26 protein-coding genes and 4 pseudogenes are annotated in these 23,174 nt (G+C 72.7%); 18 read left to right on the top strand and 12 right to left on the bottom strand.

The window, feature by feature from the left end:
• Positions 1-87: 87 nt before the first annotated feature.
• The 6 genes from gap (at position 88) to ACH34R_RS30260 (ending at position 5,548) form a co-directional block, all read left to right on the top strand.
• Complete coding sequence (gap, locus tag ACH34R_RS30235) at positions 88-1,092, top strand: type I glyceraldehyde-3-phosphate dehydrogenase (RefSeq protein WP_397564929.1); 1,005 nt, start codon at positions 88-90, stop codon at positions 1,090-1,092.
• The gene (locus ACH34R_RS30240) at positions 1,092-2,294 is read left to right on the top strand and encodes a phosphoglycerate kinase (protein WP_397564930.1); all 1,203 of its coding nucleotides are present in this window, start codon (positions 1,092-1,094) and stop codon (positions 2,292-2,294) included. Before gap ends, ACH34R_RS30240 begins: the two co-directional genes overlap by 1 nt.
• A gap of 5 nt (positions 2,295-2,299) precedes the next feature.
• Positions 2,300-3,079, top strand: coding sequence for a triose-phosphate isomerase (gene tpiA / locus ACH34R_RS30245; RefSeq protein ID WP_397564931.1), 780 nt, complete (start codon positions 2,300-2,302; stop codon positions 3,077-3,079).
• Positions 3,080-3,212: 133 nt separating this feature from the next.
• Positions 3,213-3,443 (top strand): preprotein translocase subunit SecG, encoded by a 231-nt coding sequence (gene secG, locus ACH34R_RS30250; protein ID WP_397564932.1) that lies wholly within the window; start codon positions 3,213-3,215, stop codon positions 3,441-3,443.
• Between the two features lie 139 nt (positions 3,444-3,582).
• Positions 3,583-3,930, top strand: a complete 348-nt coding sequence (locus ACH34R_RS30255) for an RNA polymerase-binding protein RbpA (protein ID WP_111171012.1) — start codon at positions 3,583-3,585, stop codon at positions 3,928-3,930.
• A 190-nt stretch (positions 3,931-4,120) separates the two neighbouring features.
• Positions 4,121-5,548, top strand: coding sequence for a GNAT family N-acetyltransferase (locus tag ACH34R_RS30260; protein ID WP_397564933.1), 1,428 nt, complete (start codon positions 4,121-4,123; stop codon positions 5,546-5,548).
• A 248-nt stretch (positions 5,549-5,796) separates the two neighbouring features.
• On the opposite strand, the pseudogene ACH34R_RS30265 reads toward ACH34R_RS30260, so the two are convergent.
• A pseudogene (locus ACH34R_RS30265) lies at positions 5,797-6,184 on the bottom strand (Clp protease N-terminal domain-containing protein); the annotation flags it as partial.
• Positions 6,185-6,295: 111 nt separating this feature from the next.
• Here ACH34R_RS30265 and ACH34R_RS30270 point away from each other — a divergent pair.
• From ACH34R_RS30270 to ACH34R_RS30290, 5 genes and pseudogenes are all read left to right on the top strand, one after another.
• Entirely contained in the window at positions 6,296-7,153 is an 858-nt protein-coding gene (locus ACH34R_RS30270; RefSeq protein WP_397564934.1) for a hypothetical protein, read from the top strand.
• Between the two features lie 274 nt (positions 7,154-7,427).
• Positions 7,428-7,637 (top strand): hypothetical protein, encoded by a 210-nt coding sequence (locus ACH34R_RS30275; protein ID WP_397564935.1) that lies wholly within the window; start codon positions 7,428-7,430, stop codon positions 7,635-7,637.
• Positions 7,604-7,927, top strand: coding sequence for a hypothetical protein (locus ACH34R_RS30280; RefSeq protein ID WP_397564936.1), 324 nt, complete (start codon positions 7,604-7,606; stop codon positions 7,925-7,927). Before ACH34R_RS30275 ends, ACH34R_RS30280 begins: the two co-directional genes overlap by 34 nt.
• An 18-nt stretch (positions 7,928-7,945) precedes the next feature.
• Positions 7,946-8,155: pseudogene (locus tag ACH34R_RS30285) on the top strand (hypothetical protein); the annotation flags it as partial.
• Positions 8,146-8,934, top strand: a complete 789-nt coding sequence (locus tag ACH34R_RS30290; RefSeq protein ID WP_397564937.1) for a dihydrodipicolinate synthase family protein — start codon at positions 8,146-8,148, stop codon at positions 8,932-8,934. The pseudogene ACH34R_RS30285 and the gene ACH34R_RS30290, both read left to right, overlap by 10 nt.
• Here the strand turns inward: ACH34R_RS30290 and ACH34R_RS30295 are convergent.
• Complete coding sequence (locus ACH34R_RS30295; RefSeq protein WP_397564938.1) at positions 8,931-10,169, bottom strand: hypothetical protein; 1,239 nt, start codon at positions 10,167-10,169, stop codon at positions 8,931-8,933. The genes ACH34R_RS30290 and ACH34R_RS30295 overlap by 4 nt on opposite strands.
• A 123-nt stretch (positions 10,170-10,292) precedes the next feature.
• On the opposite strand from ACH34R_RS30295, the pseudogene ACH34R_RS30300 reads away from it, so the two are divergent.
• The 3 genes and pseudogenes from ACH34R_RS30300 to ACH34R_RS30310 all read left to right on the top strand — a co-directional run.
• Positions 10,293-10,633: pseudogene (locus tag ACH34R_RS30300) on the top strand (DegT/DnrJ/EryC1/StrS family aminotransferase); the annotation flags it as partial.
• Positions 10,634-10,709: 76 nt separating this feature from the next.
• A pseudogene (locus tag ACH34R_RS30305) lies at positions 10,710-10,844 on the top strand (sugar ABC transporter substrate-binding protein); the annotation flags it as partial.
• A 131-nt stretch (positions 10,845-10,975) separates the two neighbouring features.
• Positions 10,976-11,293, top strand: a complete 318-nt coding sequence (locus tag ACH34R_RS30310; RefSeq protein WP_397565180.1) for a hypothetical protein — start codon at positions 10,976-10,978, stop codon at positions 11,291-11,293.
• Here ACH34R_RS30310 and ACH34R_RS30315 read toward each other — a convergent pair.
• A complete protein-coding gene (locus ACH34R_RS30315) occupies positions 11,280-11,555 on the bottom strand; it encodes an amidohydrolase family protein (RefSeq protein ID WP_397564939.1) in 276 nt (91 codons plus the stop codon). The two genes, ACH34R_RS30310 and ACH34R_RS30315, sit on opposite strands and share 14 nt — an antisense overlap.
• 11 nt (positions 11,556-11,566) lie before the next feature.
• Here ACH34R_RS30315 and ACH34R_RS30320 point away from each other — a divergent pair, with 11 nt between their 5' ends.
• A complete protein-coding gene (locus tag ACH34R_RS30320; RefSeq protein WP_397564940.1) occupies positions 11,567-11,716 on the top strand; it encodes a hypothetical protein in 150 nt (49 codons plus the stop codon).
• 289 nt (positions 11,717-12,005) lie between these two features.
• Here ACH34R_RS30320 and ACH34R_RS30325 read toward each other — a convergent pair whose 3' ends face one another.
• From ACH34R_RS30325 to ACH34R_RS30335, 3 genes are all read right to left on the bottom strand, one after another.
• A complete protein-coding gene (locus ACH34R_RS30325) occupies positions 12,006-12,755 on the bottom strand; it encodes a hypothetical protein (RefSeq protein ID WP_397564941.1) in 750 nt (249 codons plus the stop codon).
• 96 nt (positions 12,756-12,851) lie between these two features.
• On the bottom strand, positions 12,852-13,781 hold the full coding sequence (locus ACH34R_RS30330) for a hypothetical protein (protein ID WP_397564942.1): 930 nt from the start codon (positions 13,779-13,781) through the stop codon (positions 12,852-12,854).
• Positions 13,781-14,284 carry a SigE family RNA polymerase sigma factor gene (locus ACH34R_RS30335; protein ID WP_397564943.1) on the bottom strand — a complete coding sequence of 168 codons (504 nt, stop codon included), beginning with the start codon at positions 14,282-14,284 and terminating at the stop codon, positions 13,781-13,783. Before ACH34R_RS30335 ends, ACH34R_RS30330 begins: the two co-directional genes overlap by 1 nt.
• Positions 14,285-14,406: 122 nt before the next feature.
• On the opposite strand from ACH34R_RS30335, the gene ACH34R_RS30340 reads away from it, so the two are divergent.
• Positions 14,407-15,156 (top strand): hypothetical protein, encoded by a 750-nt coding sequence (locus tag ACH34R_RS30340; RefSeq protein ID WP_397564944.1) that lies wholly within the window; start codon positions 14,407-14,409, stop codon positions 15,154-15,156.
• 188 nt (positions 15,157-15,344) lie between these two features.
• Here the strand turns inward: ACH34R_RS30340 and ACH34R_RS30345 are convergent, their stop codons facing one another.
• Positions 15,345-15,767 carry an NAD-dependent epimerase/dehydratase family protein gene (locus ACH34R_RS30345; protein WP_397565165.1) on the bottom strand — a complete coding sequence of 141 codons (423 nt, stop codon included), beginning with the start codon at positions 15,765-15,767 and terminating at the stop codon, positions 15,345-15,347.
• Position 15,768: 1 nt separating this feature from the next.
• On the opposite strand from ACH34R_RS30345, the gene ACH34R_RS30350 reads away from it, so the two are divergent.
• Positions 15,769-15,978, top strand: a complete 210-nt coding sequence (locus ACH34R_RS30350) for a hypothetical protein (RefSeq protein ID WP_397564945.1) — start codon at positions 15,769-15,771, stop codon at positions 15,976-15,978.
• A 67-nt stretch (positions 15,979-16,045) separates the two neighbouring features.
• Positions 16,046-17,077, top strand: a complete 1,032-nt coding sequence (add, locus tag ACH34R_RS30355; RefSeq protein WP_397564946.1) for an adenosine deaminase — start codon at positions 16,046-16,048, stop codon at positions 17,075-17,077.
• A 19-nt stretch (positions 17,078-17,096) separates the two neighbouring features.
• Here add and pgl read toward each other — a convergent pair whose 3' ends face one another.
• Genes pgl through tal form a run of 5 tightly spaced genes read right to left on the bottom strand, consistent with a single transcriptional unit; the run spans position 17,097 to position 23,173 of the window.
• A complete protein-coding gene (gene pgl, locus ACH34R_RS30360; protein WP_397564947.1) occupies positions 17,097-17,870 on the bottom strand; it encodes a 6-phosphogluconolactonase in 774 nt (257 codons plus the stop codon).
• Positions 17,871-17,904: 34 nt separating this feature from the next.
• Positions 17,905-18,804: a glucose-6-phosphate dehydrogenase assembly protein OpcA gene (locus ACH34R_RS30365; protein WP_397564948.1), complete on the bottom strand. Its 900-nt coding sequence runs from the start codon at positions 18,802-18,804 to the stop codon at positions 17,905-17,907.
• A 1-nt stretch (position 18,805) separates the two neighbouring features.
• A complete protein-coding gene (gene zwf / locus ACH34R_RS30370; protein WP_397564949.1) occupies positions 18,806-20,410 on the bottom strand; it encodes a glucose-6-phosphate dehydrogenase in 1,605 nt (534 codons plus the stop codon).
• A gap of 39 nt (positions 20,411-20,449) precedes the next feature.
• On the bottom strand, positions 20,450-22,063 hold the full coding sequence (locus ACH34R_RS30375) for a glucose-6-phosphate isomerase (RefSeq protein ID WP_397564950.1): 1,614 nt from the start codon (positions 22,061-22,063) through the stop codon (positions 20,450-20,452).
• 6 nt (positions 22,064-22,069) lie between these two features.
• Positions 22,070-23,173: a transaldolase gene (gene tal / locus ACH34R_RS30380; RefSeq protein ID WP_397564951.1), complete on the bottom strand. Its 1,104-nt coding sequence runs from the start codon at positions 23,171-23,173 to the stop codon at positions 22,070-22,072.
• Position 23,174: the final 1 nt, after the last annotated feature.

Here is a 23,174-nt window from a genome sequence, read left to right on the forward strand (position 1 = left end):
TCGATAGGGTGCGTGATTGAGATTCATAACCTGTGGACAGCGCCGGTCCCGGTCCGGCGCACCCCGATGTACGAGGAGATCGGTGCCGTGAGCATCCGCGTAGGCGTCAACGGCTTCGGCCGTATCGGCCGCAACTTCTGGCGTGCAGTTGCGGCAAGCGGCAAGGACATCGAGATCGTTGCGGTCAACGACCTGACCGACAACGCGACCCTCGCCCACTTGCTCAAGTACGACAGCATCCTTGGCCGTCTGCCGTACGAGGTGAAGTCCTCGGCCGACGAGATCAACGTGGACGGCAAGACCATCAAGGCGTTCGCCGAGCGCGACCCCGCCAAGCTCCCGTGGGGCGACCTCGGCGTCGATGTCGTCGTGGAGTCGACCGGCCTGTTCACCGACGCGAGCAAGGCCAAGGTGCACGCCGACAACGGCGCGAAGAAGGTCATCATCTCCGCCCCCGCCAAGAACGAGGACGTCACGATCGTGATGGGGGTCAACCACGAGCTCTATGACCCCGCCGCGCACACGATCATCTCCAACGCCTCCTGCACGACCAACTGCCTGGCCCCGATGGCCAAGGTCATCAACGACACCTTCGGTATCGAGAAGGGTCTGATGACCACCATCCACGCCTACACCCAGGACCAGAACCTCCAGGACGGCCCGCACAAGGACCTGCGCAGGGCCCGGGCCGCCGCGCTGAACATCGTGCCGACCTCGACCGGCGCGGCCAAGGCCATCGGCCTGGTGCTGCCCGAGCTGAAGGGCAGGCTGGACGGCTTCGCGCTGCGCGTGCCGATCCCGACCGGCTCGGCCACCGACCTGACCGTCGACGTCTCGCGCGAGGTGAGCGTGGACGAGGTCAACGGCGCGCTCAAGGCCGCCGCCGAGGGCCCGCTGCGGGGCATCCTCACCTACACCGAGGACGAGATCGTCTCGGCCGACATCGTCACCGACCCGGCCTCCTGCATCTTCGACGCCGGCCTGACCCGCGTGATCGGCAACCAGGTCAAGGTCGTCGGCTGGTACGACAACGAGTGGGGCTACTCCAACCGCCTGGCCGACCTGGTCACGCTGGTGGGCGCGAACCTCTGATGCGCGCGGCCAGCGAACTCGACGTGAAGGGGCGGCGCGTCCTGGTACGCGCCGACCTCAACGTGCCGCTCGACGGGGAGACCATCACCGACGACGGCCGGATCCGGGCCTCGGTGCCGACGATCAAGGACCTCGCCGCCCGCGGCGCGCGGGTCATCGTCTGCGCCCACCTGGGCAGGCCCAAGGGATCGCCCAACGCGAAGTACTCCCTGCGGCCGGTCGCCGCGCGCCTCGGCGAGCTGCTGGCCGCCGAGGGCGTCGCCGGGGAGGTCGCCTTCGCCGCCGACGTGGTCGGCGAGTCCGCGCGAAGCACGGTGGACGGCCTGGCCGACGGCCAGGTGGCCCTGCTGGAGAACCTCCGGTTCGAGCCGGGCGAGGAGTCCAAGGACGACGCCGAGCGCGGCGCGTTCGCCGCGAAGCTGGCCGCCCTGGCCGAGCTGTACGTCGGCGACGGCTTCGGCGCGGTGCATCGCAAGCACGCCAGCGTCTACGACGTGCCGAAGATCCTGCCGCACGCGGCGGGCGGCCTGGTGCTGGCCGAGGTCGAGGTGCTGCGCCGGCTCACCGTCGAGCCGGCCCGGCCGTACGCGGTGGTGCTGGGCGGCGCGAAGGTCTCCGACAAGCTCGGCGTGATCGCCAACCTGCTCGCCAAGGTCGACCGGCTGCTGGTCGGCGGCGGCATGGCCTACACCTTCCTCGCGGCCCAGGGCCATGAGGTGGGCGGTTCGATCCTGCAGAAGGACCAGCTCGACCAGGTGCGCGGCTTCATCGACGAGGCGGCCAAGCGCGGCGTGGAGCTGGTGTTGCCGGTGGACGTGCTGGCCGCGACGGAGTTCGCAGCCGACGCGCCGCACAAGGTGGTGGACGCCACGGCCATCCCGGCCGACCGCGAGGGCCTGGACATCGGCCCGCGCACCCGTGAGCTGTTCGCCGCCAAGCTGGCCGGGGCGGGCACGGTGTTCTGGAACGGCCCGATGGGCGTCTTCGAGTTCGACGCGTTCGCCGGAGGCACCCGCGCGGTGGCCGAGGCACTGGTCGCGTCCGACGCCTTCACCGTGGTCGGCGGCGGTGACGTGGTCGCCGCGGTCCGCACGCTGGGCTTCCCCGAAGACGGGTTCTCCCACATCTCCACGGGCGGCGGAGCCAGCCTGGAATACCTTGAGGGCAAGACCCTGCCCGGTCTCGCGGCGCTGGAGGACTGACGATCATGGCGCGCACACCCTTGTTCGCCGGTAACTGGAAGATGAACCTCAACCACCTTGAGGCCATCAACCATGTGCAGAAGCTGGCTTTTTCGTTCACCGGCAAGGACTTCGACGCGGTCGAGGTGGCCGTGCTGCCGCCGTTCACGGACCTGCGCAGCGTGCAGACCCTCGTGGACGGCGACAAACTGCGCATCGTGTACGGCGCGCAGGACGTGTCCCCGCACGACTCCGGCGCCTACACCGGCGAGATCTCCGCGGCCATGCTCGCCAAGCTGGGCTGCACCTACGCGACGATCGGCCACTCCGAGCGGCGCCAGTACCACGGCGAGGGCGACGAGCTCGTCAACGCCAAGGTCCTGGCGGCGTACCGGCACTCGCTCACGCCCATCCTGTGCGTCGGCGAAGGGCTGCCGGTCCGCCAGGCGGGCGGCCAGGTGGCGCACAGCGTCGCCCAGCTCGACGGCGCGCTGGCGAAGGTCACCGCCGAGCAGGCCGCCTCGCTGGTGGTGGCCTATGAGCCGGTCTGGGCGATCGGTACCGGTGAGGTCGCCACCCCCGAAGACGCGCAGGAGGTCTGCGGGGCGCTGCGCGTGCGACTCGCCGAGCTGTACGACGGCGATGTCGCCGCCGGGATCCGTATTCTTTACGGTGGCTCGGTGAAGTCTGACAACGTCGCCGGGATCATGGCGATGCCCGACGTGGACGGCGCTCTTGTCGGTGGCGCCAGTCTTGATCCCGCGGAGTTTGTGAAAATTTGCCGTTTTGGCGAATTGTCAGGTTAACTAAGCCGTTCGGAGGGTGCGGCGCGTGTTCGCGTCGTACCCTCGTAGAGCAGGTTTGAATCGTCACGCCGGCGACGTCGTGTTAGGGATCGCGCCCCGGACGCGGGGACGCGCACAAGGGAACAGGTCTACGGTGACAATCGGAATCTCCATCGCGCTGATCCTGTCGAGCATGCTCATGGTGCTGCTCGTCCTGCTGCACAAGGGCAAGGGCGGTGGCCTCTCGGACATGTTCGGCGGCGGGTTCTCCTCGTCGTTCGGCGGGTCTTCTGTGGTCGAGCGCAACCTCGACCGGCTCACCGTCATCACGGGCGCGGTGTGGCTCATCTGCATCATCGCGCTGGGCCTGATACTTCGCCCCTGAAACCGGAGCCCGAATCCCGCCCGCGACCCCGTCGCGGGCCGGTGACGGCCGGATTCGGCCGCCCTGGCGCGAAAGGGGCGGCCTGTGACAGAGATTCTCCCCCGCGTGGTCGCGGGGCGATCGAGCGAGGAGTTCATCCGTGGGTAGTGGCAACGCGATCCGTGGCAGCCGAGTCGGCGCCGGCCCGATGGGGGAGGCCGAGCGCGGCGAGGCAGCTCCACGTGTCCGGGTCCCGTTCTGGTGTGCCAACATGCACGAGACGCGCCCCAGCTTCGCCAGTGACGCGGCGGTCCCCGAGTTCTGGGACTGCCCGCGCTGCGGCCTGCCCGCCGGGCAGGACCAGAACAACCCGCCCGCGCCGCCAAGGAACGAGCCCTACAAGACGCACCTGGCCTACGTGAAGGAGCGCCGCAGCGACAAGGACGGCGCGGCGATCCTGGCCGAGGCGCTTGAGCGCCTGCGCACCTCCCCCCGCACCATTTACTGACGCGCCGCGCCCTGGCGCGCGGCGCGAGCGATCGCGGTCCTCGGGCGGTGTGACCGCACGGGGGCCTTTCGCGGTCGCCCGCCGGATCTTTCAGACGTTGTCCGGCGTGCCGAAACGGCGGGCTCATCGTCGTGTAGCAGGGGCGTAACAGCCCTGCGGCACCCTTGGGGTGACGGAGGGAGAAGACCGCATGGCATTCTGGCGGATCCGCACGACCGTGGACGAACGACCCGTACAGGCCACGCCGGTCGGCAAGGGGCACGTCGATCCGGATCGCGATGACAGGGTGGGCGCCTCTCTCACCGCCCTGCCCCTCGGCGCCGCCGCCCCAGGCCCGAACACCACGACGCTCGGCCCCTTCAGCGAGGTTCCCGACTGGATGCCGGTCGGTGAGGGCGACGGCTTTCCGGCGGCGGGTGCCGGTCCGGCCGAGGCGGGTGTCGTCCTGGCCGGGGACGGTGCGGCGAACGACTCTTTCGCCGACGTCCCCGCCGCGTCGGATGTGGCTGGTACGGCGGGGAAGTCCTGGGCCGGGGCGTCCGCGTCGTCGCGGATGCCGGCGCGCGAAGAGGACGGGCTTCCGGCGGCGGGTGCCGGTCCGGCCGTGGATGACGTGGGCGACGGGTCTTCGGCCGAGGCGCCTGGGCGGAGGCGGATGCCGCTCGGCGAGCGGGACGGCTTTGCCGAGGCGGACGTCGGCTTGGCCGAGAGCGGTTCAGTGGATGCGTCCTTTGCCGATATGCCGATCTCGCCGCAGATGTCCGCCGGGTCGGATCTGGACGGGCGGATGCCGGGTGGTGGGCGGGTGATTCCGGCTGTGACGCAGACGGATGAGCCGACGCGGGTGTTGCTGCTTTCGGCCCGGTTGCGCGCGGTGCCGTGGCGGCTGCCCGAACTCCTGGCCGAACTGTTGCGCGCCGACAGCGCCCGTTGGGTGTACGGCGGCGCGGCCGGTCGGGCCGGGGAGACGCGCCCGCTCGACCCGGCGCAGCTCACGGTGCCGGTCGGCCCCCGTCAGGCGGTACGGCTGCGTCGGGCGGACCGGCCGTTCACCCCTGTGGAAGCCGCCCGGGCCGCCGCCTTCGTGCGGCTGGCCCGCCCGCCCGCCGAGCCCGCCGGTCGCGCGGTCCGCCTGGCCGACGGCACGCAGGTGACCGTCGCGCCGCTCACCTCCCTCGACCGGGAGGCGGTACGCGACCTGCACGAGCGCTGCTCACCCGAGAGCCGCAGGTTCCGCTACTTCACCACGGCGCCCACACTGCCGCCCCGGCTGCGCGGCCTCGCCCCGGCCCACTCGCTGGTCGCCTGCCATGAGGACCGCCTGGTCGGGCTGGCCTCGCTCCTGATCACCGCCGACCCCGGCGTCGCCGAGATGGCCTTCCTCATCGAGGACCGCCGGCAGGGCATGGGCCTCGGTACGGCGTTGGCGCGCATGCTGCTGCGCGAGGCGCGCGACCGCGGACTCACCGAGGTGCGCGCCACCCTGCTCTCCGACAACACCCGCATGCGGCGACTGCTGATCGCGCTCGGCGCCGCACTCGCCTACACCGACGAGCCGGGAGTGCTCACCGGCAGGCTTCCGCTCGGCGCCGTGACGAAACTGGCCACCGCATCCTGAACCCGGTGTTCAGTCGTCGTCCTCGCCGGAGGGCCGGTCCTCCCGGGGCGGCGACGGGTCGGCCGGCGCGCCCATCGCGTCCAGGCGCCGCTCGATCCGGTCGACGCTACGCTGCAGGCGTTCGAGGCGCTGGATCAGGCCGGGACCGGCGAACGGCGGTGCCTGGGGGTGGGGCGCGGACGGCTCTCCGGCCTCGGCCGGGGTGGTCCGCAGTATGTCGATCATCCGCTCCCGGAAGAGCGGCAGGCCGAGGCCGCTCTTGGTGAGCACCTTCACCGCCACCCCCTCACCGTCGCGGATCACGCCGAGCAGGATGTGGCCGGTGCCGATGTAGTTGTGGCCGAGCACCAGCGCCTCCCGCAGGGCGAGTTCGAGCACCTTCTTGGCCCGCGGGGTGAACGGGATGTGCTCCGCGGCCGGGCCCTCGCCGCGCCCGACGATCCGCAGTACCTCGCTCCGCGCGCCGTCGAGGTCGATCCCCGCCTCGCGGATGACGACCGAGGCCCGGCCCTCCTCCTCGCCGATCAGGCCCAGCAGAATGTGTTCGGTGCCGATATAGCCGTGTTCCAGCGCTTTCGCCTCCTCCTGGGCGAGGACCACCACGCGGCGTGCACGGTCGGAGAATCGCTCGAACACGGAGAGCCTCCAGCGGGGCTGTGCCAATTCTGTGCTTCCACTATGCGCCACAGGCGCGGGCCCCGGGGGAATGGACGCGGGCGGCGCGCAAATTGTGGGTAGCTTTCAGGCGTGGATCTGGAAGAGGCGGCGGACCGGCTCTACGCGCTCGACCCCGACGACTTCACCGGGGAGCGCGAGTCGCTGGCCAGGGCGGCCAGGCAGGCCGGGGACGCCTCGCTGGCCAAGGAGATCGGCAGGCTGCGCAAGCCCACCGTGGCGGCGTGGGCGGTCAACCACGCGGCCCGCGCCGCGCCCGATGCGTTCGCCGACCTGGCCGACCTGGGCGGCCGGCTCCGGGCCGCCTGGGCCGACCAGGACCCGGCCGCCATCGCCGAGCTGACCCGGGAACGCGGGCCGCTCACGGCACGGCTGGCGCGGCTGGTGCGCGAGCACGCCGAACGGGCCGGACGCCCGCTGGCCGGCGGCGCCGCCACGGAGATGGAGCAGACCCTCGACGCGGCCACGGTGGACGAGGGGGCCGCGCAGGAGGTACGGCGGGGGCGTCTGACCCGCCCGCTCAGCTACACCGGCTTCACCCCGGCCCCCGCCCCTGCGGCCCCGCGCGCCAAGACCGCGACCGGCAAGGCGACCGCCAAGCGGCCTGCGGGGAAGCGCCCTGAACGCGAGCCGGAAGACCGCCGCCGCAAGGAGCTCGAGCAGGCCCTTGCCGCCGCCGAACGAGCCGCCGAGGAGGCCGAGCGCGGCCACGGGGAATGGGCCGGCGAACTCGCCGAGGCCACGGCCGAGCACGACCGGGCGGCGGCCAGGGTGGAGTCATTGACCCGGCAACTCGCCGAGGCCCGCCAGCACCTCGCCGCCGCCGAACACCGCCGCGACGTCGCCGCCCGCGACGAGGAACGCGCCCGCCGCGCCGCCGCCACCGCCCGCCACACCGCCACCCAGGCCGCCCGCGCCCTGCACACCTGAAACGGAACGCACCCCACCACGGGTCTTGGTTCTGCGGGGCCAACAGGGGGCCGCGTCTGCCGGACCCTCGCCGTCAGGTCCTATACGCCGTTCGGGTTGTGGGGGCTTGTTCGGGCTGTCATCGACGCCTGTGACCAAGCGGCATCGTATGGGCCTGTACGTCGTTCGGGGCCGCGGGCCGCCGACGCCTGTGGCCAGGCGGGGTCAGCAGGGGGCGTGGGCCGGGCCGTTGGCGCGTGTGTCGTTCGGCCTGGGCTCGGCTCGGCTGCCGCTGGTGCCTGTGGTCAGGCGCTCTGGGGCGAGTGCCGGGCTCGCCACCAGCCATCCCTTCACCGACGCGCGCTCGATCGCGCCGCACGCCGACCTGGTGGTGTGGGAGCAGGACGAGGAACGTCCGGCCAGGTTCGCCGGCGAGCATCCCGGGGCGCGGGTGGTGGCGGTCCGGAGGAGTTGCTGGCGGCGTGGCCCGACGGGGTCGTGCTGACGGTGCCGACGCCGCGGCTGGCCGGGGTGCTCGCCAAGGTGGTGGCCGCCGGGCCGCCGTGCTTCGTCAACAAGCCGGCCGCCGCCACGCGCGCGCAGTTGGCGGAGCTGGAGGCGGTGGCGGCCCCGGCGGCCGAGCGGATCCTGTCCGCTTCGGTGCTGCGCTTCTCCCCGGCGTTCGCCGCGCGGGCCGATGAGCTGCGCGACCTCGCCGCCCGGGGCGAGGTGCACGCCGTACGCGCGACCGTGCGCCACGACGTCGGCCTGTGGACCATCGGCTACAACCGCTAGCAGGACGATCCGGCCGAGGGCGGCGGGACCCTGGTCACGATGGGCGTCCACGGCGTCGAGCTGCTGGTCGGGCTGTTCGGCCCCGATGTACGGCTGGCCGGTGCCGCCTGCGCCACCCACCGCCACCACGGCCTGCGCTCGGAGGACACCGGGGTGCTGGCGCTGCGCTGGGCGAGCGGGATCAGGCCCGCTGGCAGAGCGGCCCGAAGGGCCGTGACGTGGTGCTGATCGCGGGCGCGACCGGTGACACCGCACAGGCGGTCGCCGAGGCCGGGCTCGCCGCCTCGCTGGGCTACCACATGGTGCTGCTCAGCCCGCACCGCGAGCTGACCGAGGACGCGCTGATCGAGCGGGCGCGGGCGGTCGGCGAGGTGCTGCCGGTGATCGGCTTCTACCTGCAACCGGCGGTCGGCGGGCGCGTCCTGTCCCTGGACTTCTGGACCAGGCTGGCCGCGATCGAGTCGGTGGCCGGGATCAAGGTCGCCCCCTTCGACCGCTACCGCACGCTGGACGTACTGCACGGCGTCTGCCGTGCCGGGCGCGAGGCCGATCTCGCCCTCTACACCGGCAACGACGACCACATCCTGGCCGACCTGATCACCCCGCACCGGGTGGTCGTGGACGGCCGCGAGGTCGAGGTCGAGTTCGTCGGCGGGCTGCTCGGCCAGTGGGCGGTGTGGGTACGGCGCGTGGTGGAACTGCTGGACGAGGCGCACGGGGCCCGCGCCGGCGACGACGGCGCGGTACGGCGGCTGCTCACCCTGGACGGGCACCTCACCGACGCCCACGCCGCCATCTTCGACGTCGTGCACGGCTTCCACGGGTGCATCCTGGGCATCCACGAGGTGCTGCGGCGGCAGGGGCTGCTGGCCGGGCGCTGGTGCCTGGACCCGGCCGAGGACCTGTCCCCGGGGCAGCTCGCCGAGATCGACCGGATCTGGGCGGCCTACCCGTGGCTGCGCGACGACGACTTCGTCGCCGAGGGCCTTTCCCGGTGGCTTTCCTAGAGCGTCAGCCGGTAGAGGGTGAGCGGACGGCCGCTCGTCCCGCTGGTCAGGTTGCCGGTGCGCTCGGCGAGCCCGGCGAGTTCCAGGCGGTGCAGCATCCGGCGCGCGGTCCGCTGCTGTACAGCGAGCCGGTCGGCGATCTCCCGGGTGGTCAGCGGCTTGCCGCCGGCGGCCGTCCGGGCGTCGATGAGCTTTTCCAGGGTCGGAACGGACAGGCCGACCCGGCGCGCGATCACCGCGAGGTTCTGCTGGGCGGGCCCGGCCGAGGGCACCGATTCCAGCACGATGTCGGTGTCGGCGCGCAGCGACAGCACGGCCGCCACCTCCCCGATGCGCCGCGCCCTGGCCAGCGCCCTGCGGGCCAGGCTCTCCGCCTCGGCGGCACTGCGTCCCAGCCCGAAACCCACCCGGACGACCGCGTTGTGGACGGCCAGCCGGGACAGCATCGGCAGTCCGGAAAAGCCGCGGGTGGCGTCGTGCAGCGGCCCGCGGGTGGTGACCAGCAGGTGGGTGCCGCCGCGGAAGGCGGCCACGGTGCCGCCGAGGGCAGCCGCCTCGCGCAGCAGCCCCTCGTCGCTTTCCACCTCGATCAGCCCGAGCGCGATCTGCGCGTCTTCCTGGGCCTGGCCCTCGGCCGTGAGCAGCAACTGGCGCAGCGCCACCCGCACCGAGTGCGGGGACGGGGCCAGGCGCAGCACGTGCATCTCGCCGCGCAGCGCCTCGTGCACCGAGCTGAGGCAGGTGATCGCGGCGTGCTCGGGGCCGCGCCGGTGGAAGGCGACGGCCTTGGCCGAGGTCATCCCGGAGCGGTAGGGGAGGGTGCGCAGGCCGTCGATGGGCAGCCCCGCCTCGGTGAAGGTGGCCGCCACGTCGGCGGGGGAGAGGGTGTCGATCGACAGCGTGGTCACGTCCTGACCCTCGCGCTGGAGCCGGATCAGCGCGCTGAGCAGCGTCGAGCCGGTGTAGTCGACGAATGCCGCCGGCCGGGTGAGCGCGTCGGCGTCGCGGGTCAGCATGTAGGGCACGATCCCGGTGAACAGCCAGCCCTCCACCGCGGCGGAGTGCGCCTCCACGATCGAGGTGGCCTGCGACTCGTGGTCGTAGTCCAGCCGCAGCGCGGACGTGCCGGGCTGCTCCTCGCAGGTGGCGGCGACGTCGTCGACCAGATCGTGCGGGCCGACGACACCGATGACGATTCCCACCCGCGCCTCCCAGGGGCTCATTATTACGGTCAAGACCGCAATTCTATCTTGTGAGGTATCCGTTGGCCCCTGAAGTTCCCGACCATGACCGAACCCGGCGGGCGGACCCTCGGTGACGAAGAGGTCGCCGCGGCCGAGCGGGTGATCCGTTCCGGCATGCTGAACTCGGTCTGGGGCACCGAGGCGCGGGAACTCGAACGCGCGATGCGGGAGATGTACGGCTCCCGCCACGCGATCGCCTGCAGCTCCGGTACCGCCGCACTGCACCTTTCGGTGGTGGCCGCCGCGCCGGACCCCGGAGACGAGATCATCACGACACCGATCCCGGACTTCGGGACCGTGGCCCCCATCTTGGCGCAGAACGCCGTTCCTGTCTTCGCCGACGTCGATCCCGCCGACGGCAATCTCGATCCCGCCGCGGTCGCCGCCCTGATCGGCCCCGCACCCGGGCCATCATGGCGGTCCACCTGTTCGGCGCCCCGGCCCGGACGGGGGAGTTGCGCGCGCTGGCCGACGAGCACGGGCTGACCCTGATCGAGGACTGCGCCCAGGCTGGCCGCCAAGGGCGTCGCGGTGCTGGCGTACGCGGGCGCGCCGGAGGGGACGCTGAACCTCACGTTCTACCCGCTGCTGTGGGCCAACGGCGGCAGCGTCTTCGCCGCCGACGGCAAGAGCGCCGCCTTCAACGGCCCCGAGGGCGTCACCGCCCTGCAGTACCTGCTCGACCTCAAGGCGGCCGGCCTGAAGTCCGCGCTGCTGTCGGACGCCATGGCCTGTCAGGAGGCGCTCGCCATCGCCCGCGAGGCCGCGGCCGGCTGGCGATCACCGGCGAGGACCGGATGTTCGCCCCCTCCCTGCTGTGGGGGGCCGAGTCGGCGCTGGTGGGGCTGGGCGCGGCGGCGGTCGGCGTCACCGCCGAGGTACTGCGCGCCTTCGCGGGTGACGACCTGCCCCGCTTCACCGAGGCGTCCCTGCGGCTGGACCGGCTGGCCGCCGCGAAGTTCACCGCGGGGATGGAGGGCTACGTCCAGCGGATGCTCTGGCTGGCCGCCGCCGAGGGCCGCATCCCCGCCTCGCACGCGCACGACCCGTACGGCCCGCCGCTGCCGGGCGAAGGACCCACGGCTGCCCTGCTCGACCTGCTCAGGGCCGGATAGGCAGGCCGAACAGCTCGGCCGCGTTGCGCCAGGCGACCCTTTCGGCGAGGGCCTCGGTGAGCCCGGCGGCGGCGACCGCGCCGAACGCCGAGGCCGGGTCGATCAGCGTTGCGTCGGTGCCGAAGAGCAGCCGGCTCGCGTCCACCTCCGCCGCGACCCGGGCGAACCGCCCGCCGGGCGCGTGCGACCAGCATGGTTCCAGGTAGAGCCGGTCGCAGTGGCGCGCCGCCTCGATCGCGTGCCGATGGCCGTCCGCGCCCATGTGGCCCGGCGATGGCCTGCAGTCCCGGGGTCGCCGTGCACACCTCGGACAGGTCCAGTACCGACGTGCCCCAGGTGTGCACCAGCGCCGGGCAGCCGAACTCGGCGGCCATGGCGAGCGCGTCACGCGTCTGCGGGGAGGTGATCGGCGATCCGGTGTAGTCGGTGTGGATCTCGATACCGGCGAACCGGCCGGTGGAAAGGTACTCGCGCAGGTCGCGCTCGGTCTCGGCGAGGCGGCGCGGGTTCACGGTGACGTATCCGTAGAGCCGTTCGTCGCCGGCGATGGCGGCGGCGAGCGCGCGGTTGCCCGCGGGCGCGTCGTAGATCACCGCCTCGGTGGCCGACACGATCGCCACGTCGATGCCGTAGCGGTCCATCGCGGCGTGGGTCGCCCCGGCCACGTCCATCGTGAAGAACCGCGGCCCCCAGTGGGCGTGCACGTCGATGATCACGCGGCGGCCCCCAGCAGGCGGGCGGCGTTGCCACCGGCCACCGCGGCGGCCTGCGCGGGCGTCAGCCCGCTGGTGGCCAGCCGCAGCAGCGGCACCAGCGGTTCGGCGTGCGGGGCGCGCGAGCCGAACAGCAGGCGGGCCGCGCCGACGGCGTGCAGCGCGATCTCCAGGGCGTCGGGGGAGTTGAGCAGCCGGGTGGAGGTGTGGAAGCCCGGTTCGTCGGCGGCGGCGACCAGGAAGTCGCCGAGGTGGTAGAAGTGCGTGTCCAGGAAGACCACGGTGGCGCCGACGCCGCCGCACGGGGCCCAGAACCGCCGCACGTCGCCGCCGGTGAGGATGGTCATGCCGAACGCGGTGGCCCGTTTCACGACGTGCCGCACCGAGGGGAAGCCCGCCTCCACGCCCTGCTCGTCGGGGAAGAGCCGGACGGCGCGGACGGACGCGGCGGCCAGCCGTTCGAGTTCGGCCGCGCTGCCCACGGGGTCGCGCAGGTCCACGGTCCCGACCGGCACGAATGCCGGGCGGGGCAGCGCCAGCACCTCGTCGTTGCCCGACCTCATGTCGAACAGCGCCGCCCGCAGGCTCGCCACCGCCCCGGCGGCGTTCCGGTGGCGGCCGAGCACCCCGCGCACCGCCTCCGGCGTGCCGTCCGGCCCCTCCCGGTCGGGGTACGCGCCGACCAGCACGTCGATGTCGAGGCTCACGGCGAGGTCGCCGAGCAGTGCCTCCGAGTCGAAAGCCGTCATCCCGCCCCCGTCGCCCGGACTCCCTATATCGGTCATGACCCTAAATGCCCCCTGGCCTCCGCGGCTTGCCGCGGAGGCCAGGGGTGCGGGGGAGGCTCAGTACACCTTTTCGATGCGCAGGCCCTTCCATACCTGGCGGATCCAGTCCTGGTCGGTCTTGGCCGCGAGGAACCGCACGGCCACGCCGTCCCGGCAGGTCTGACGCCCGGTCAGCTCCATGCCGACCTGCTCCACCGTGACGCACCTGTCGACCCGCTGCACCTCGATGACACGGGTCAGCCCGCGCTTCAAGACCACGTTGGACTCCAGTTTCGGGCCCTGGGCCCACACGTCCCCCTCCGCGCTGTCGTTCCGCGCCAGGAATCCGGGCCTTTCGGCGTCGATCACCAGGAAGCCCTCACGGGTCTCCTCCAGTACCAGACCGCCGGCCAGCTTGCGCAACGCCTTCCAGCCGGGAGGCTTGCCGGTCAGGTGCACGTACCAGCGGCCGACCTGCGCGTAGGTCGCGACGGTGTCGGACTCCTCGCCGGTCGTCTCCCTGGCCGTCCAGATCGGCAGCACGCGCCCCTTGGCGTCCTTCGCCGTGCCGATGCGGCGGGCGCCGTCGTTCAACCGGCGGGTGGCGAAGCAGCAGCCGTCACCGCCGCTGGGGCTACGCAGCGCGGTCCAGCCCATGGCGGCCAGCCGCAGGCCGGCGGGGTAGCTGACATCGACCCTGGTGCGGTCGGGCAGGACCAGTGACATGATCTCTTTGCCGCCCTCCTGCCGGGTCGGCGGTACATGCAGCCCCGAGTCGGAGGGCGGCATCGGTACGACCTTGTCTTCCACGTCCGGCGGGGTGAGCGCGGAGAGGCTTCCGGCGGCCACGGCCAGCGCCGCGGCGCAGCCGGCCGCGACGGTCGCGATACGCCGGGTACGGCGCCGCCGGGACGTTGCGCGAACGCGCCCGCTCAGGTCGGAAGGGTGCGCCTGGTCCGCCAGCCCCCGCATGGCGGAGCGCAGCCGCTCGGTGTCGATGTCCCCCATCAGCGGTTCACCTCCTGTGCGTCCAGGACGCCGGGCATTTCCCGGCGGAGCCTGGCCAGGCCCTTGGCGGCCTGGCTCTTGATCGTTCCGACCGTGCAGCCGAGCAGGTCCGCGGCCTCCGCCTCGGAGCGGTCCTCCAGGTAGCGCAGCACGAGCACGGCCCGCTGGCGCGGCGGCAGGCACAGCAGCGCCCGCCGCAGGTCCATGCGGAGCGCGCCCTCATCCGTCCCGTCCGGATGGGCGCGCTCGGGCGCGACATCCAGGCCGGTCTCGGTGAAGCGCCGTCGCCGCCACCAGTTGACCTGGAGGTTGTACATCGTCCTCCGTGTGTAGGCGTCGGCGTTCCCGCTGCGCCGCAGCCTGCGCCAGGCCCCGTGCGTGCGGGCCAGCGCCGACTGCACCAGGTCCTCAGCCAGGTGCTGGTCGCCGGTCAGCAGGTACGCCGAGCGCAGCAACGAGGTGGTCCGAGCGCGGACGAAATCCTCGAAGTCGTCGTCGTCCATTCCTAGTCCGTCTCCTCCGGCGTTCGCCGTCCTCAGTCTGTCGCAGGTCTAGACGAGAGCCGCGGGAGAAAAGGTTGCCCGGGGCGTTGACCGAGGCTGTGGCACAGGACCAGTTTCGGTCTGTGCCGAAATCGAGTTCGTGCCGGGTGGTGGACGCGCACCGGCTGGCCGGGCCGGTGCCGTTCGACGACCTGCCGGAGGATCCGCGGCCGGAGATGGACCGGCTCGGTATCGAGGCGGCCTGGGTCACGCACACGCTGAGCCTCTACGCCGACGCCCAGGATGGCAACGACGCCCTCCTGCGGCTCGATGACCCTCGCCTGATCCCCGTGCCGGTCGTACTGCCCGGCGTACCGGGGGCGGACGCGCCGGACCGCCCCCGGGACGTCGCCGCCTGGGGCGTCCGGATGGTACGGCTGTGCCCGGCCCGCCACCGCTTCGAGCTGACCGGTCCCGCCGCGCTGGACTGGCTCGCGGAACTCGGCCTGCCGGTCGCCATCGACTTCGCCGAGACCTCGCCGGGCGAACTGCGCGCGGTGGCCGGGTTGCCGGTGCGGGCCGTGCCCCGGCCCGAGGGCACCACGGCGGACTCCCGGCTCCTGCTCATGCTCCGCCTGGAGGTCCCTGTGGACCGGGACTTCCTGCTGAGGGCGATGGCCGCCGAGGGCGTGCCGCTGGACGGCGGCTACCCGCCGCTCGGCTCCCTGCCGGCGTTGCACGCGGCAGGCGTACGGACCGGGCCGTGCCCGGCGGCCGGGAAGGCGGCGGCCGAGGTGGTCTGGGTGCGCCAGTCCATGCTGATGGCCGAACCCGGCGCGGCCACCCAGGTGGCCGAGGCCCTGGCCAAGGTCCTCCCCGCGGCCTCCCGCTGACCCCACCCGGTACGGCGGGCGCGGACTCCCCGGCGGCCGGGGGCGTCGTTCGCGGCGGACGCCCCTTCTGGACGGTCCCTGCCGTTACTCAGGGCGCGCCTTTCCCGGAGAGGTCCGTGCCGTTCGGCGCGGCCCCGCGCCTCCGGCCATGCCAGGGCGTCTTTCGCGGAGGGCCGGGACCGGACCTGTCACGCGGAGCCGGCGGGCTGCCGGGTCGTTCTGGACGGGCGCCGGCCGAGGGCGGCGGGGGTGTCGTCGCCGGTCACGGTCGCCGGGGCGGCGGTGATCGCGAAGCCGCGCCAGGGGCCCTCGTAGCGCAGCGCCGCCTCCAGCGCCGCCGCGGTGCCGGTGGCGGCCAGGGCGGCGATCGGCGTGCCGTCCGCCAGAGTGAGCCGCCGCGGCGGGCGGCCGGCCGGGGGGCGCCACAGCGGCCAGTCGGCGTCCGGGGGCGGGTAGGCCGGCCGCAGGGACAGCGCCGTGATGCCGCCGCCCGCCGCGAAGGTGCGGCAGACCTCCTCGGCCAGCCGCTTGGACAGCCCGTACGGCTCGCTCGCCTCCGGCGGCCGGGTCACGTCCACCGGCCGGACACCGTAGTCGCCGAACACCGCCATCGTGCTCACGTGCACGAACCGCGGCAACCCGTGGCGGCGCGCGGCGGCCAGGGCGGCCTACGCCTCGATGGCGGGCTCGCTGTGGCGGCTGGACCTGCGCGCGCTGAAGGGTGAGCGGCTGACCGGCGACGGCGTGTCCCACCTTGCCGAAGGCCGGGACGGCGACCTCTACTACACCAGGGGCACCAAGCTGTACCGCTGGAAATTCTGACAATCTGATGTTAGATACCGGCTCCATGTCTCGCTTTGTAGGGATAAGGGTGCATAGGGTCGGCCGAATGGACGTACGAACCACCGAAGAATTCATCGACGCACTGCCGAAGGTCGAGCTCCACGTACACCTCGTGGGCTCGGCCTCGGTGCCCACCGTGCTCGAACTCTCCCGCCGCCACCCGGGCAGCGGCGTCCCCACCAACGAGGAAGAACTCCGGGCGTTCTACACCTTCCGCGACTTCCCGCACTTCGCCGAGATCTACATGGCCGTCAACGCGCTGGTCCGCGAGCCCGAGGACGTCGCCACCTTGGTGACCGGCCTGGCCAGGGACCTCGCCGCGCAGCGCGGCCGGCACGTGGAGTTGCAGGTCACGCCGTACGCGCACCACATCGTCGGCATGCCCGCCGCCGCGGTGACCGAGGCGCTGGACATCGCCGCCCGCACGGCCGCCGAGGAGCACGGCGTGAGCGTGGCCTACATCTTCGACATCCCCGGCGAATACGCCGAAGAGGCCGTCAAGATCACCCTCGACCACGCGCTCGGCCACCCGCCCGCCGCGCTCATCGGGCTCGGCCTGGCCGGGATCGAGCAGAGCCGTCCGCCGCACCGGGACGCCTTCCGGGACGCCTTCCGCGCGGCCCGCGCCGCCGGCCTGCACAGCCTGCCGCACGGCGGCGAGATGAGCGGCCCGGAGACCATCTGGGAGATCATCGAAGGGCTCGCCGCCGAGCGCGTCGGCCACGGGATCAGTTGCCTGGCCGACCCCAGGCTGGTGGCGCACCTGCGCGAGACGCAGATCCCGCTGGAGGTCTGCCCGACCTCCAACGTCTGCACCGGCCAGGTCGCCGACATCTCCGCCCACCCGCTGCCCGCACTGCTCGGCGAGGGCCTGTACGTCACGCTGAACAGCGACGACCCGCCGATGTTCAGCACCACGCTGAGCCGCGAATACCACGTGGCCGCGGAGGTCTTCGGCCTCGGCGAGGCCGACCTGGCCGCCCTCGCCCGCAACGCGGTGAACGCGTCGTTCCTGGACGAGGCGGGCAAGCGGGCGATCCACGCCGAGATCGACGCACTGACCGCGACCCCGGCCTGACGACCCGGTACGGCGGGGCTCAGGCGACGACGGCGAACCGGCCGAGGTCCGGCGGGATCTTGGCGGCGGCGGCGCGATCCAGCAGGAACAGCGTCCGCCCGCCGCGCGCACCCGCGGCCGGGACCTGCATGGGCCCGGCCCCCGACAGCGCCAGGCGGGCCGCCTTCGCCTTCGCCTCGCCGGCCGCGATCACCCACACCTCCCTGGCCGCCCTGATCGCCGACAGGGTCAGCGAGATCCGCGTCGGGGGCGGCTTGGGCGAGCCGTGCACGGCCACCACCGGACGCTCGTCGTACAGGGCGGGCAGCTCGGGGAACAGCGAGGCCACGTGCCCGTCCGGCCCCATGCCGAGCAACAGCACGTCGAACGACGGCACCGGCCCGTGGTCTTCGGGACGGGCCGCCCGGCGCAGTTCCTCGGCGTAGGCGTCGGCCGCCGCCTCGGCGGAAAGGCCCGAATCGGGCCCCCGCATCACGTGTACCCGCTCCGGGTCGAGATCGACGTGGTCGAGCAGCGCCGCGCGGGCGCCGGTCTCGTTGCGGTCGGCGTGCCCGGTGGGGACGAAACGCTCATCGCCCCACCAGACGTCCAGCTTCCGCCAGTCCACCGCGTCCCGCGCCGGGGTGGCGGCCACCTCGGCGAGCGTCGCGTGCCCCACCCCGCCGCCGGTGAGCACCACCGAGGCGGTACCCGCGGCGGACTGGCGGTCCACCAGACGGGTGATCAGGCGGGCGGCGACGGCCTTGGCGAGCACGTCGGCGTCCCGGTGGACGACAACGCCGGGCAGGTTCACGGTGGTGCCTTTCACAAGGTGGTTTCGCGGGCGGTCAGGCGGCCAGGTGGCGGATCGCCGACCCGTACAGGTCGTCGGGGTCGAGCCTGCGCAGCTCCTCGGCCAGCAGCTCCGAGGTCGGCCGCCGGGCGAGCGCCACCCTGCGGTCGGGCTGGCCCGGCCGGACCAGCGTGGCCAGGCGGGAATCGGACCTGGTCACCGACACGTCGCCCGCGGAGGTCGCCAGCCGTACGCTGGTCAGGCCCGGCCCCTCCGACTCGGCGATCTCGATCGGCGCGTCCAGCCGCTCCGACAGCCACGCCGCGAGCAGCGGCGCGCTGGCGTGCCCGGGCGAGCCCTCCACCACACCCGACTCGACCGTGCCCACCGGCTGGTCGAACGCGGTGGCCAGCAGGCTGCGCCAGGGCGTGATCCGGGTCCAGGCCAGATCGGTGTCACCGGGGACGTAGCCCCGGGACCTGCTCATGATCGCCTTGACCGAGTCGGCGGACGCCCTGGCGTCGGTGATCCGGCGCTGGGCCAGCAGCCCGATCGGGTCCTTGGCGGGCACCTGCGGGCACTCGCCGGGCCACCAGGCCACCACCGGGGTGTCCGGCAGCAGCAGCGGGCTCACCACGGACTCGGCGTGCCTGGTCAGGTCGCCGTACAGGCGCAGCAGGATCGTCTCGCCCGGCGTGGACTCGCCGATGCGCAGCTCGGCGTCGAGCCGGATCGGCTCCTCCCGCGAGCGGGCGATCACCACGACGATGCGCGAGGGGTGCTCGCGGGCCGCGTCGGTGGCCGCCCGCACCGCGTCGTACTGGTTGCTCTCATCGCAGATCGTCACCAGCGTCAGCACCATGCCGACGGCCGGCGCGCCCATCTGGTGGCGGAGCATGGTGAGCTGTGCGGAGATCTTCGAGGCGTTCGTGCCGCTCATCATGAAGCTCGTCATGTCAGAGCCTCCTCCAGACCCGCCCGTCGCGGGCCATCATGTCGTCGGCCGACGCCGGGCCCCAGGTGCCCGCCGCGTAGCCCTCCGGCTGGCCCTGGGAGGCCCAGAACCGCTCGATCGGATCGAGGATCCGCCACGACAGCTCCACCTCCCGCTGGTGCGGGAACAGCGGCGGATCGCCGATCAGCACGTCGAGCAGCAGCCGTTCGTACGCCTCGGGGGAGCTTTCCAGGAAGGACTCGCCGTAGGCGAAGTCCATGCTGACGTCGCGCACCTCCATGGCCGTGCCCGGCACCTTGGAGCCGAACCTGACCGTGATCCCCTCGTCCGGCTGGACCCGGATGACCAGCGCGTTCTGGCCGAGGATCTCGGTGTCGTCCTTGCTGAACGGCAGGTGCGGCGCCCGCTGGAAGACCACCGCGACCTCGGTCACCCGCCGCCCCAGCCGCTTGCCGGTGCGCAGGTAGAACGGCACGCCGGCCCACCGCCGGTTGGCGATCTCCAGCTTGACCGCGGCGTAGGTCTCGGTGATCGAGTCGGCGGGGATGCCGTCCTCCTCCAGGTAGCCCACCACCGGCTCGCCGCCCTGCCAGCCCGCGGTGTAGGCGCCCCGGGCGGTGCCCAGCGCGAGGTCCTGGGGCAGCCGCAGCGCCTTGAGGACCTTCTCCTTCTCCCTGCGCAGCGCGTTGGCGTCGAAGGACGTGGGGTCCTCCATGGCGACTAGCGCGAGGAGCTGGAGCAGGTGGTTCTGGATGACGTCGCGGGCCGCGCCGATGCCGTCGTAGTAGCCCGCCCGGCCGCCGATGCCGATGTCCTCGGCCATCGTGATCTGCACGTGGTCGACGTAACCGCGGTTCCAGATCGGCTCGAACAGGTTGTTGGCGAACCGCAGCGCCAGGATGTTCTGGACGGTCTCCTTGCCCAGGTAGTGATCGATCCGGAAGACCGAGCTCTCCGGGAAGACCACACTGGTGATCGCGTTGAGGTCCTGGGCGCTCTTCAGGTCGTGCCCGAACGGCTTTTCGATCACCACCCGCCGCCAGGCCCCCTCCGGCGCGTCGGCCAGGCCGGTACGGCGGAGCTGCTCGACCACCTTGGGGAAGAACTTCGGTGGCACCGACAGGTAGAAGGCGTAGTTGCCGCCCGTGCCCCTGGTCTCGTCGATCTCCTTCAGCGCCATCGCCAGCGCGTCGAAGGCCCCGTCGTCGGCGAACTCGCCGGGCACGAAGTGAATGCCCTCGCGAAGCTGCTTCCAGACCTCCTCGCGGAACGGCGTACGCGCGTGCTCCTTGATCGCGTCATGGGTGAGTCGCGCGAAGTCCTGGTCCTGCCAATCGCGCCGGGCGAACCCGACCAGGGAGAAGCCCGGGGGCAGCAACCCCCGGTTGCCCAGGTCGTAGATCGCCGGCAGCAGTTTGCGCTTGGCCAGGTCGCCCGTGACGCCGAACAACACGAGCACGCAGGGCCCGGCCACCCGCGGCAGCCGCTTGTCGCGCGGGTCACGCAGGGGATTGGCGCGGGCGACGGCCTCGGTGGTGGCCGCCACCGCCGCCGCAGCCGCCACCGTCCGAGCCTCATCTGCCGGAGCGACCGGCTCTGTATCCATTACCTGTTCTCCAGAGAAAGGGTGGAAGGTCGTCGTCGGTCATTCGATGCGGGCGGCGGCGAGCAGGTGCGTGACGCCCGCCACGCGGTCGGTGAGGTGGAGGCGGACGACCGGCCGGCCGCGGCCGGACAGGGCGCCGAGGTCGCCGAGGGCCTGGGCGAGTTGCAGGCGGCCCAGGGTGTACGGCTTGCCCGGGACCTCGACGTCGTCGGTGACCGCGCCGGTGATCTGCAGGAACACGCCGTTCTGCGGCCCGCCCTTGTGGTACTGGCCGGTGGAGTGCAGGAAGCGCGGCCCCCACCCGAAGGTCACCGGCCGGTCGGTGCGCATCGAGAGCAGCGCCCGCAGGGTCGCCGGGTCGCGCGCCGTCCACGCTTCGGTGAGCTGGTCGAGCGAGGCGTCCTCCGGCTGGGCCACGTCGAACGCGGCCCAGCGGTCCAGGTAGGCCAGCACCGCCAGGTATCCGTCGCCGGGCACGGCCGACAGCAGGCCGGTGAGCACGTCCGACAGGTCGCCCGGCTCGCCGGGCACGGCGCCGTACACCTCCACCGGGCCGTCCACCAGGACCGGCTTCTCCTCGCCGAACCCCGCCGCAAGGATCGCCGCGGTGTTCTGCTTGGACTCGGCCACGTTGGGCTGGTTGAACGGGTCGATGCCGAGCAGCCGCCCGGCCACCGCCGTGGCGTACTCCCAGATCAGGAACTGCGCCCCGAGCGGGCCGTCCACGCGCACCCCGCCATCGCCGCCGATGCCGGCCACGAACTCGTCGGGCGCGCCGGTCGGGTCGCCGCCCACCACGGGCAAGATGCCCTTGCCGTCCTTGCCGGTGGACTCGGCGATGAGCTGCTCGATCCAGTCGGGCAGCCCGTTGATCTCCGAAAGGCGGTCGTCCAGCAGCAGCTTGTCACGGCCGGACAGGGCGGCCTGGCCGAGGGCCGCCCCCAGCGCAAGGCCCGGGTTGCCCTCGCTCGCGCCCAGCGAGTCGTGCACCGCCTGCGCGTCGTCGAGCAGCCGGGCGACGTCGGCGCCCGCGAGCGCGCTCGGCACCAGGCCGAACGCGCTCAGCGCGCTGTAGCGGCCGCCCACGTTGGGGTCGGCCAGGATGACCTGGTAGCCGGCCTCGATGGCGCTCTGCTCCAACGGCGACCCCGGGTCGGTGACGACCACGATCCGGTCGGCCGGGTCGATCCCGGCGTCGCGGAACGCCTTCTCGTAGATCCGGCGGTGGCTGTCGGTCTCGATCGTGCCGCCGCTCTTGCTGGCGACCACGACGATCGTGCGGTCCAGCCGGTCGGTCAGCGCCCTGCGGACCTGGCCGGGGTCGGTGGTGTCCAGCACGGTCAGCGGGACGTCGGCCGTGGAGCAGATCACCTCCGGCGCCAGCGAGGAGCCGCCCATTCCGGCCAGCACGACGTGGTCCAGACCCTCCGCGCGGGCCTTCTCCACCAGGTTGGTGATCTCTGGCAGCAGCTCCCTGCTGGTCAGCGGGAGGTTCAGCCAGCCGAGCCGGATCGCCGCCTCGGCCCGCGCGGCCTCGCCCCACAGCTTGGGGTCTCCGGCCGCGAGGGCCTGCGGCACGCCTTCGGCCGCGAGCGCGCGTACGGCGTCGCCCGCGCGTCCGGCCTCAGCGTCGTCACCGAATGTCACCGTCATTGGGCTTCACGCCTTCTTAAGCTCGGCCGCCACCGTGTCGATCAGCTCGTTCCAGGACGCCTCGAACTTCTCCACGCCCTCGTCTTCGAGCACCCGCACGACGTCGTCGTAGTCGATGCCCGCCTCCTTCAGGGCCGCCATGGTGTCCCATGCCTGCTCGTAGTAGGGGCGGACGGTGTCACCATCGATCTTGGCATGGTCGCCCACCGCGTCGAGGGTCTTTTCCGGCATGGTGTTGACCACACCGGAGGTGACCAGCTCATCGACATAGAGGGTGTCGGGGTAGTCGGGGTTCTTCGTGCCGGTGGAGGCCCACAGCGGGCGCTGCGGCTGGGCCCCGGCGGCGGCCAGCGCCTGCCACCGCTCGGAGGCGATGACCTCCTCGAAGGCGGCGTAGGCCAGCCGCGCGTTGGCCACGGCGGCCCGGCCGCGCAGTGCCCGCGCGGCGTCGGTGCCGGCCGCCTCCAGGCGCTTGTCCACCTCGGTGTCCACCCGGCTGACGAAGAACGACCCGACCGAGGCGATCCGCGACAGGTCCAGGCCCTTGGCCTTGGCCGCCTCCAGCCCGGCCAGCCAGGCGTCCAGCACGGCGCGGTAGCGCTCCAGCGAGAAGATCAGCGTCACGTTGACGCTGATGCCCTCCGCCAGCGCCGCGGTGATGGCGGGCAGGCCCTCCACCGTCGCGGGGATCTTGATGTACAGGTTGGGCCGGTCCACCAGCCACCACAGGGCGCGGGCCTCGGCGACGGTCCGCTCGGTGTCGCGCGCCAGGCGGGGATCGACCTCGATGGACACCCGCCCGTCCAGGCCCGCCGTGGCGTCGTAGACCGGGCGCAGCACGTCGCACGCCCAGCGGATGTCATAGGTGGTGACGGCGCGCACGGCCTCGCCCACGTCGACGCCGCGGACCCGCAGGTCGTGCAACTGCCCGTCGTAGGCGTCGCCCTTGCTCAGCGCCGAGGCGAAGATCGTGGGGTTGGACGTGACCCCCACCACGTTCTTGTCGCGTACCAGGTCGGCCAGGTTTCCACTGCGCAGCCGCTCGCGGCTGATGTCATCGAGCCAGATGGCCACGCCGTGGCCGGCCAGCCTCTGCAGAATCTCGCTCATC

Source organism: Spongiactinospora sp. 9N601 (assembly GCF_044326295.1).
Taxonomy (GTDB): Bacteria; Actinomycetota; Actinomycetes; order Streptosporangiales; family Streptosporangiaceae; genus Spongiactinospora; species Spongiactinospora gelatinilytica.

What these genes read in the sequence shown, in the direction of transcription:
- ACH34R_RS30375 (WP_397564950.1), bottom strand. Translation starts at nt 22,063, where the DNA reads ATGACGGTGACATTCGGTGACGACGCTGAGGCCGGACGCGCGGGCGAC.
- ACH34R_RS30325 (WP_397564941.1), bottom strand. Translation starts at nt 12,755, where the DNA reads ATGACGGCTTTCGACTCGGAGGCACTGCTCGGCGACCTCGCCGTGAGC.
- add (WP_397564946.1), top strand. Translation starts at nt 16,046, where the DNA reads ATGGACGTACGAACCACCGAAGAATTCATCGACGCACTGCCGAAGGTC.
- ACH34R_RS30345 (WP_397565165.1), bottom strand. Translation starts at nt 15,767, where the DNA reads ATGGCGGTGTTCGGCGACTACGGTGTCCGGCCGGTGGACGTGACCCGG.
- tal (WP_397564951.1), bottom strand. Translation starts at nt 23,173, where the DNA reads ATGAGCGAGATTCTGCAGAGGCTGGCCGGCCACGGCGTGGCCATCTGG.
- ACH34R_RS30335 (WP_397564943.1), bottom strand. Translation starts at nt 14,284, where the DNA reads ATGGACGACGACGACTTCGAGGATTTCGTCCGCGCTCGGACCACCTCG.
- ACH34R_RS30320 (WP_397564940.1), top strand. Translation starts at nt 11,567, where the DNA reads ATGGCCTGCAGTCCCGGGGTCGCCGTGCACACCTCGGACAGGTCCAGT.
- ACH34R_RS30240 (WP_397564930.1), top strand. Translation starts at nt 1,092, where the DNA reads ATGCGCGCGGCCAGCGAACTCGACGTGAAGGGGCGGCGCGTCCTGGTA.
- ACH34R_RS30330 (WP_397564942.1), bottom strand. Translation starts at nt 13,781, where the DNA reads ATGGGGGACATCGACACCGAGCGGCTGCGCTCCGCCATGCGGGGGCTG.
- ACH34R_RS30310 (WP_397565180.1), top strand. Translation starts at nt 10,976, where the DNA reads ATGTTCGCCCCCTCCCTGCTGTGGGGGGCCGAGTCGGCGCTGGTGGGG.
- zwf (WP_397564949.1), bottom strand. Translation starts at nt 20,410, where the DNA reads ATGGATACAGAGCCGGTCGCTCCGGCAGATGAGGCTCGGACGGTGGCG.
- ACH34R_RS30315 (WP_397564939.1), bottom strand. Translation starts at nt 11,555, where the DNA reads ATGGGCGCGGACGGCCATCGGCACGCGATCGAGGCGGCGCGCCACTGC.
- tpiA (WP_397564931.1), top strand. Translation starts at nt 2,300, where the DNA reads ATGGCGCGCACACCCTTGTTCGCCGGTAACTGGAAGATGAACCTCAAC.
- ACH34R_RS30260 (WP_397564933.1), top strand. Translation starts at nt 4,121, where the DNA reads ATGGCATTCTGGCGGATCCGCACGACCGTGGACGAACGACCCGTACAG.
- ACH34R_RS30365 (WP_397564948.1), bottom strand. Translation starts at nt 18,804, where the DNA reads ATGACGAGCTTCATGATGAGCGGCACGAACGCCTCGAAGATCTCCGCA.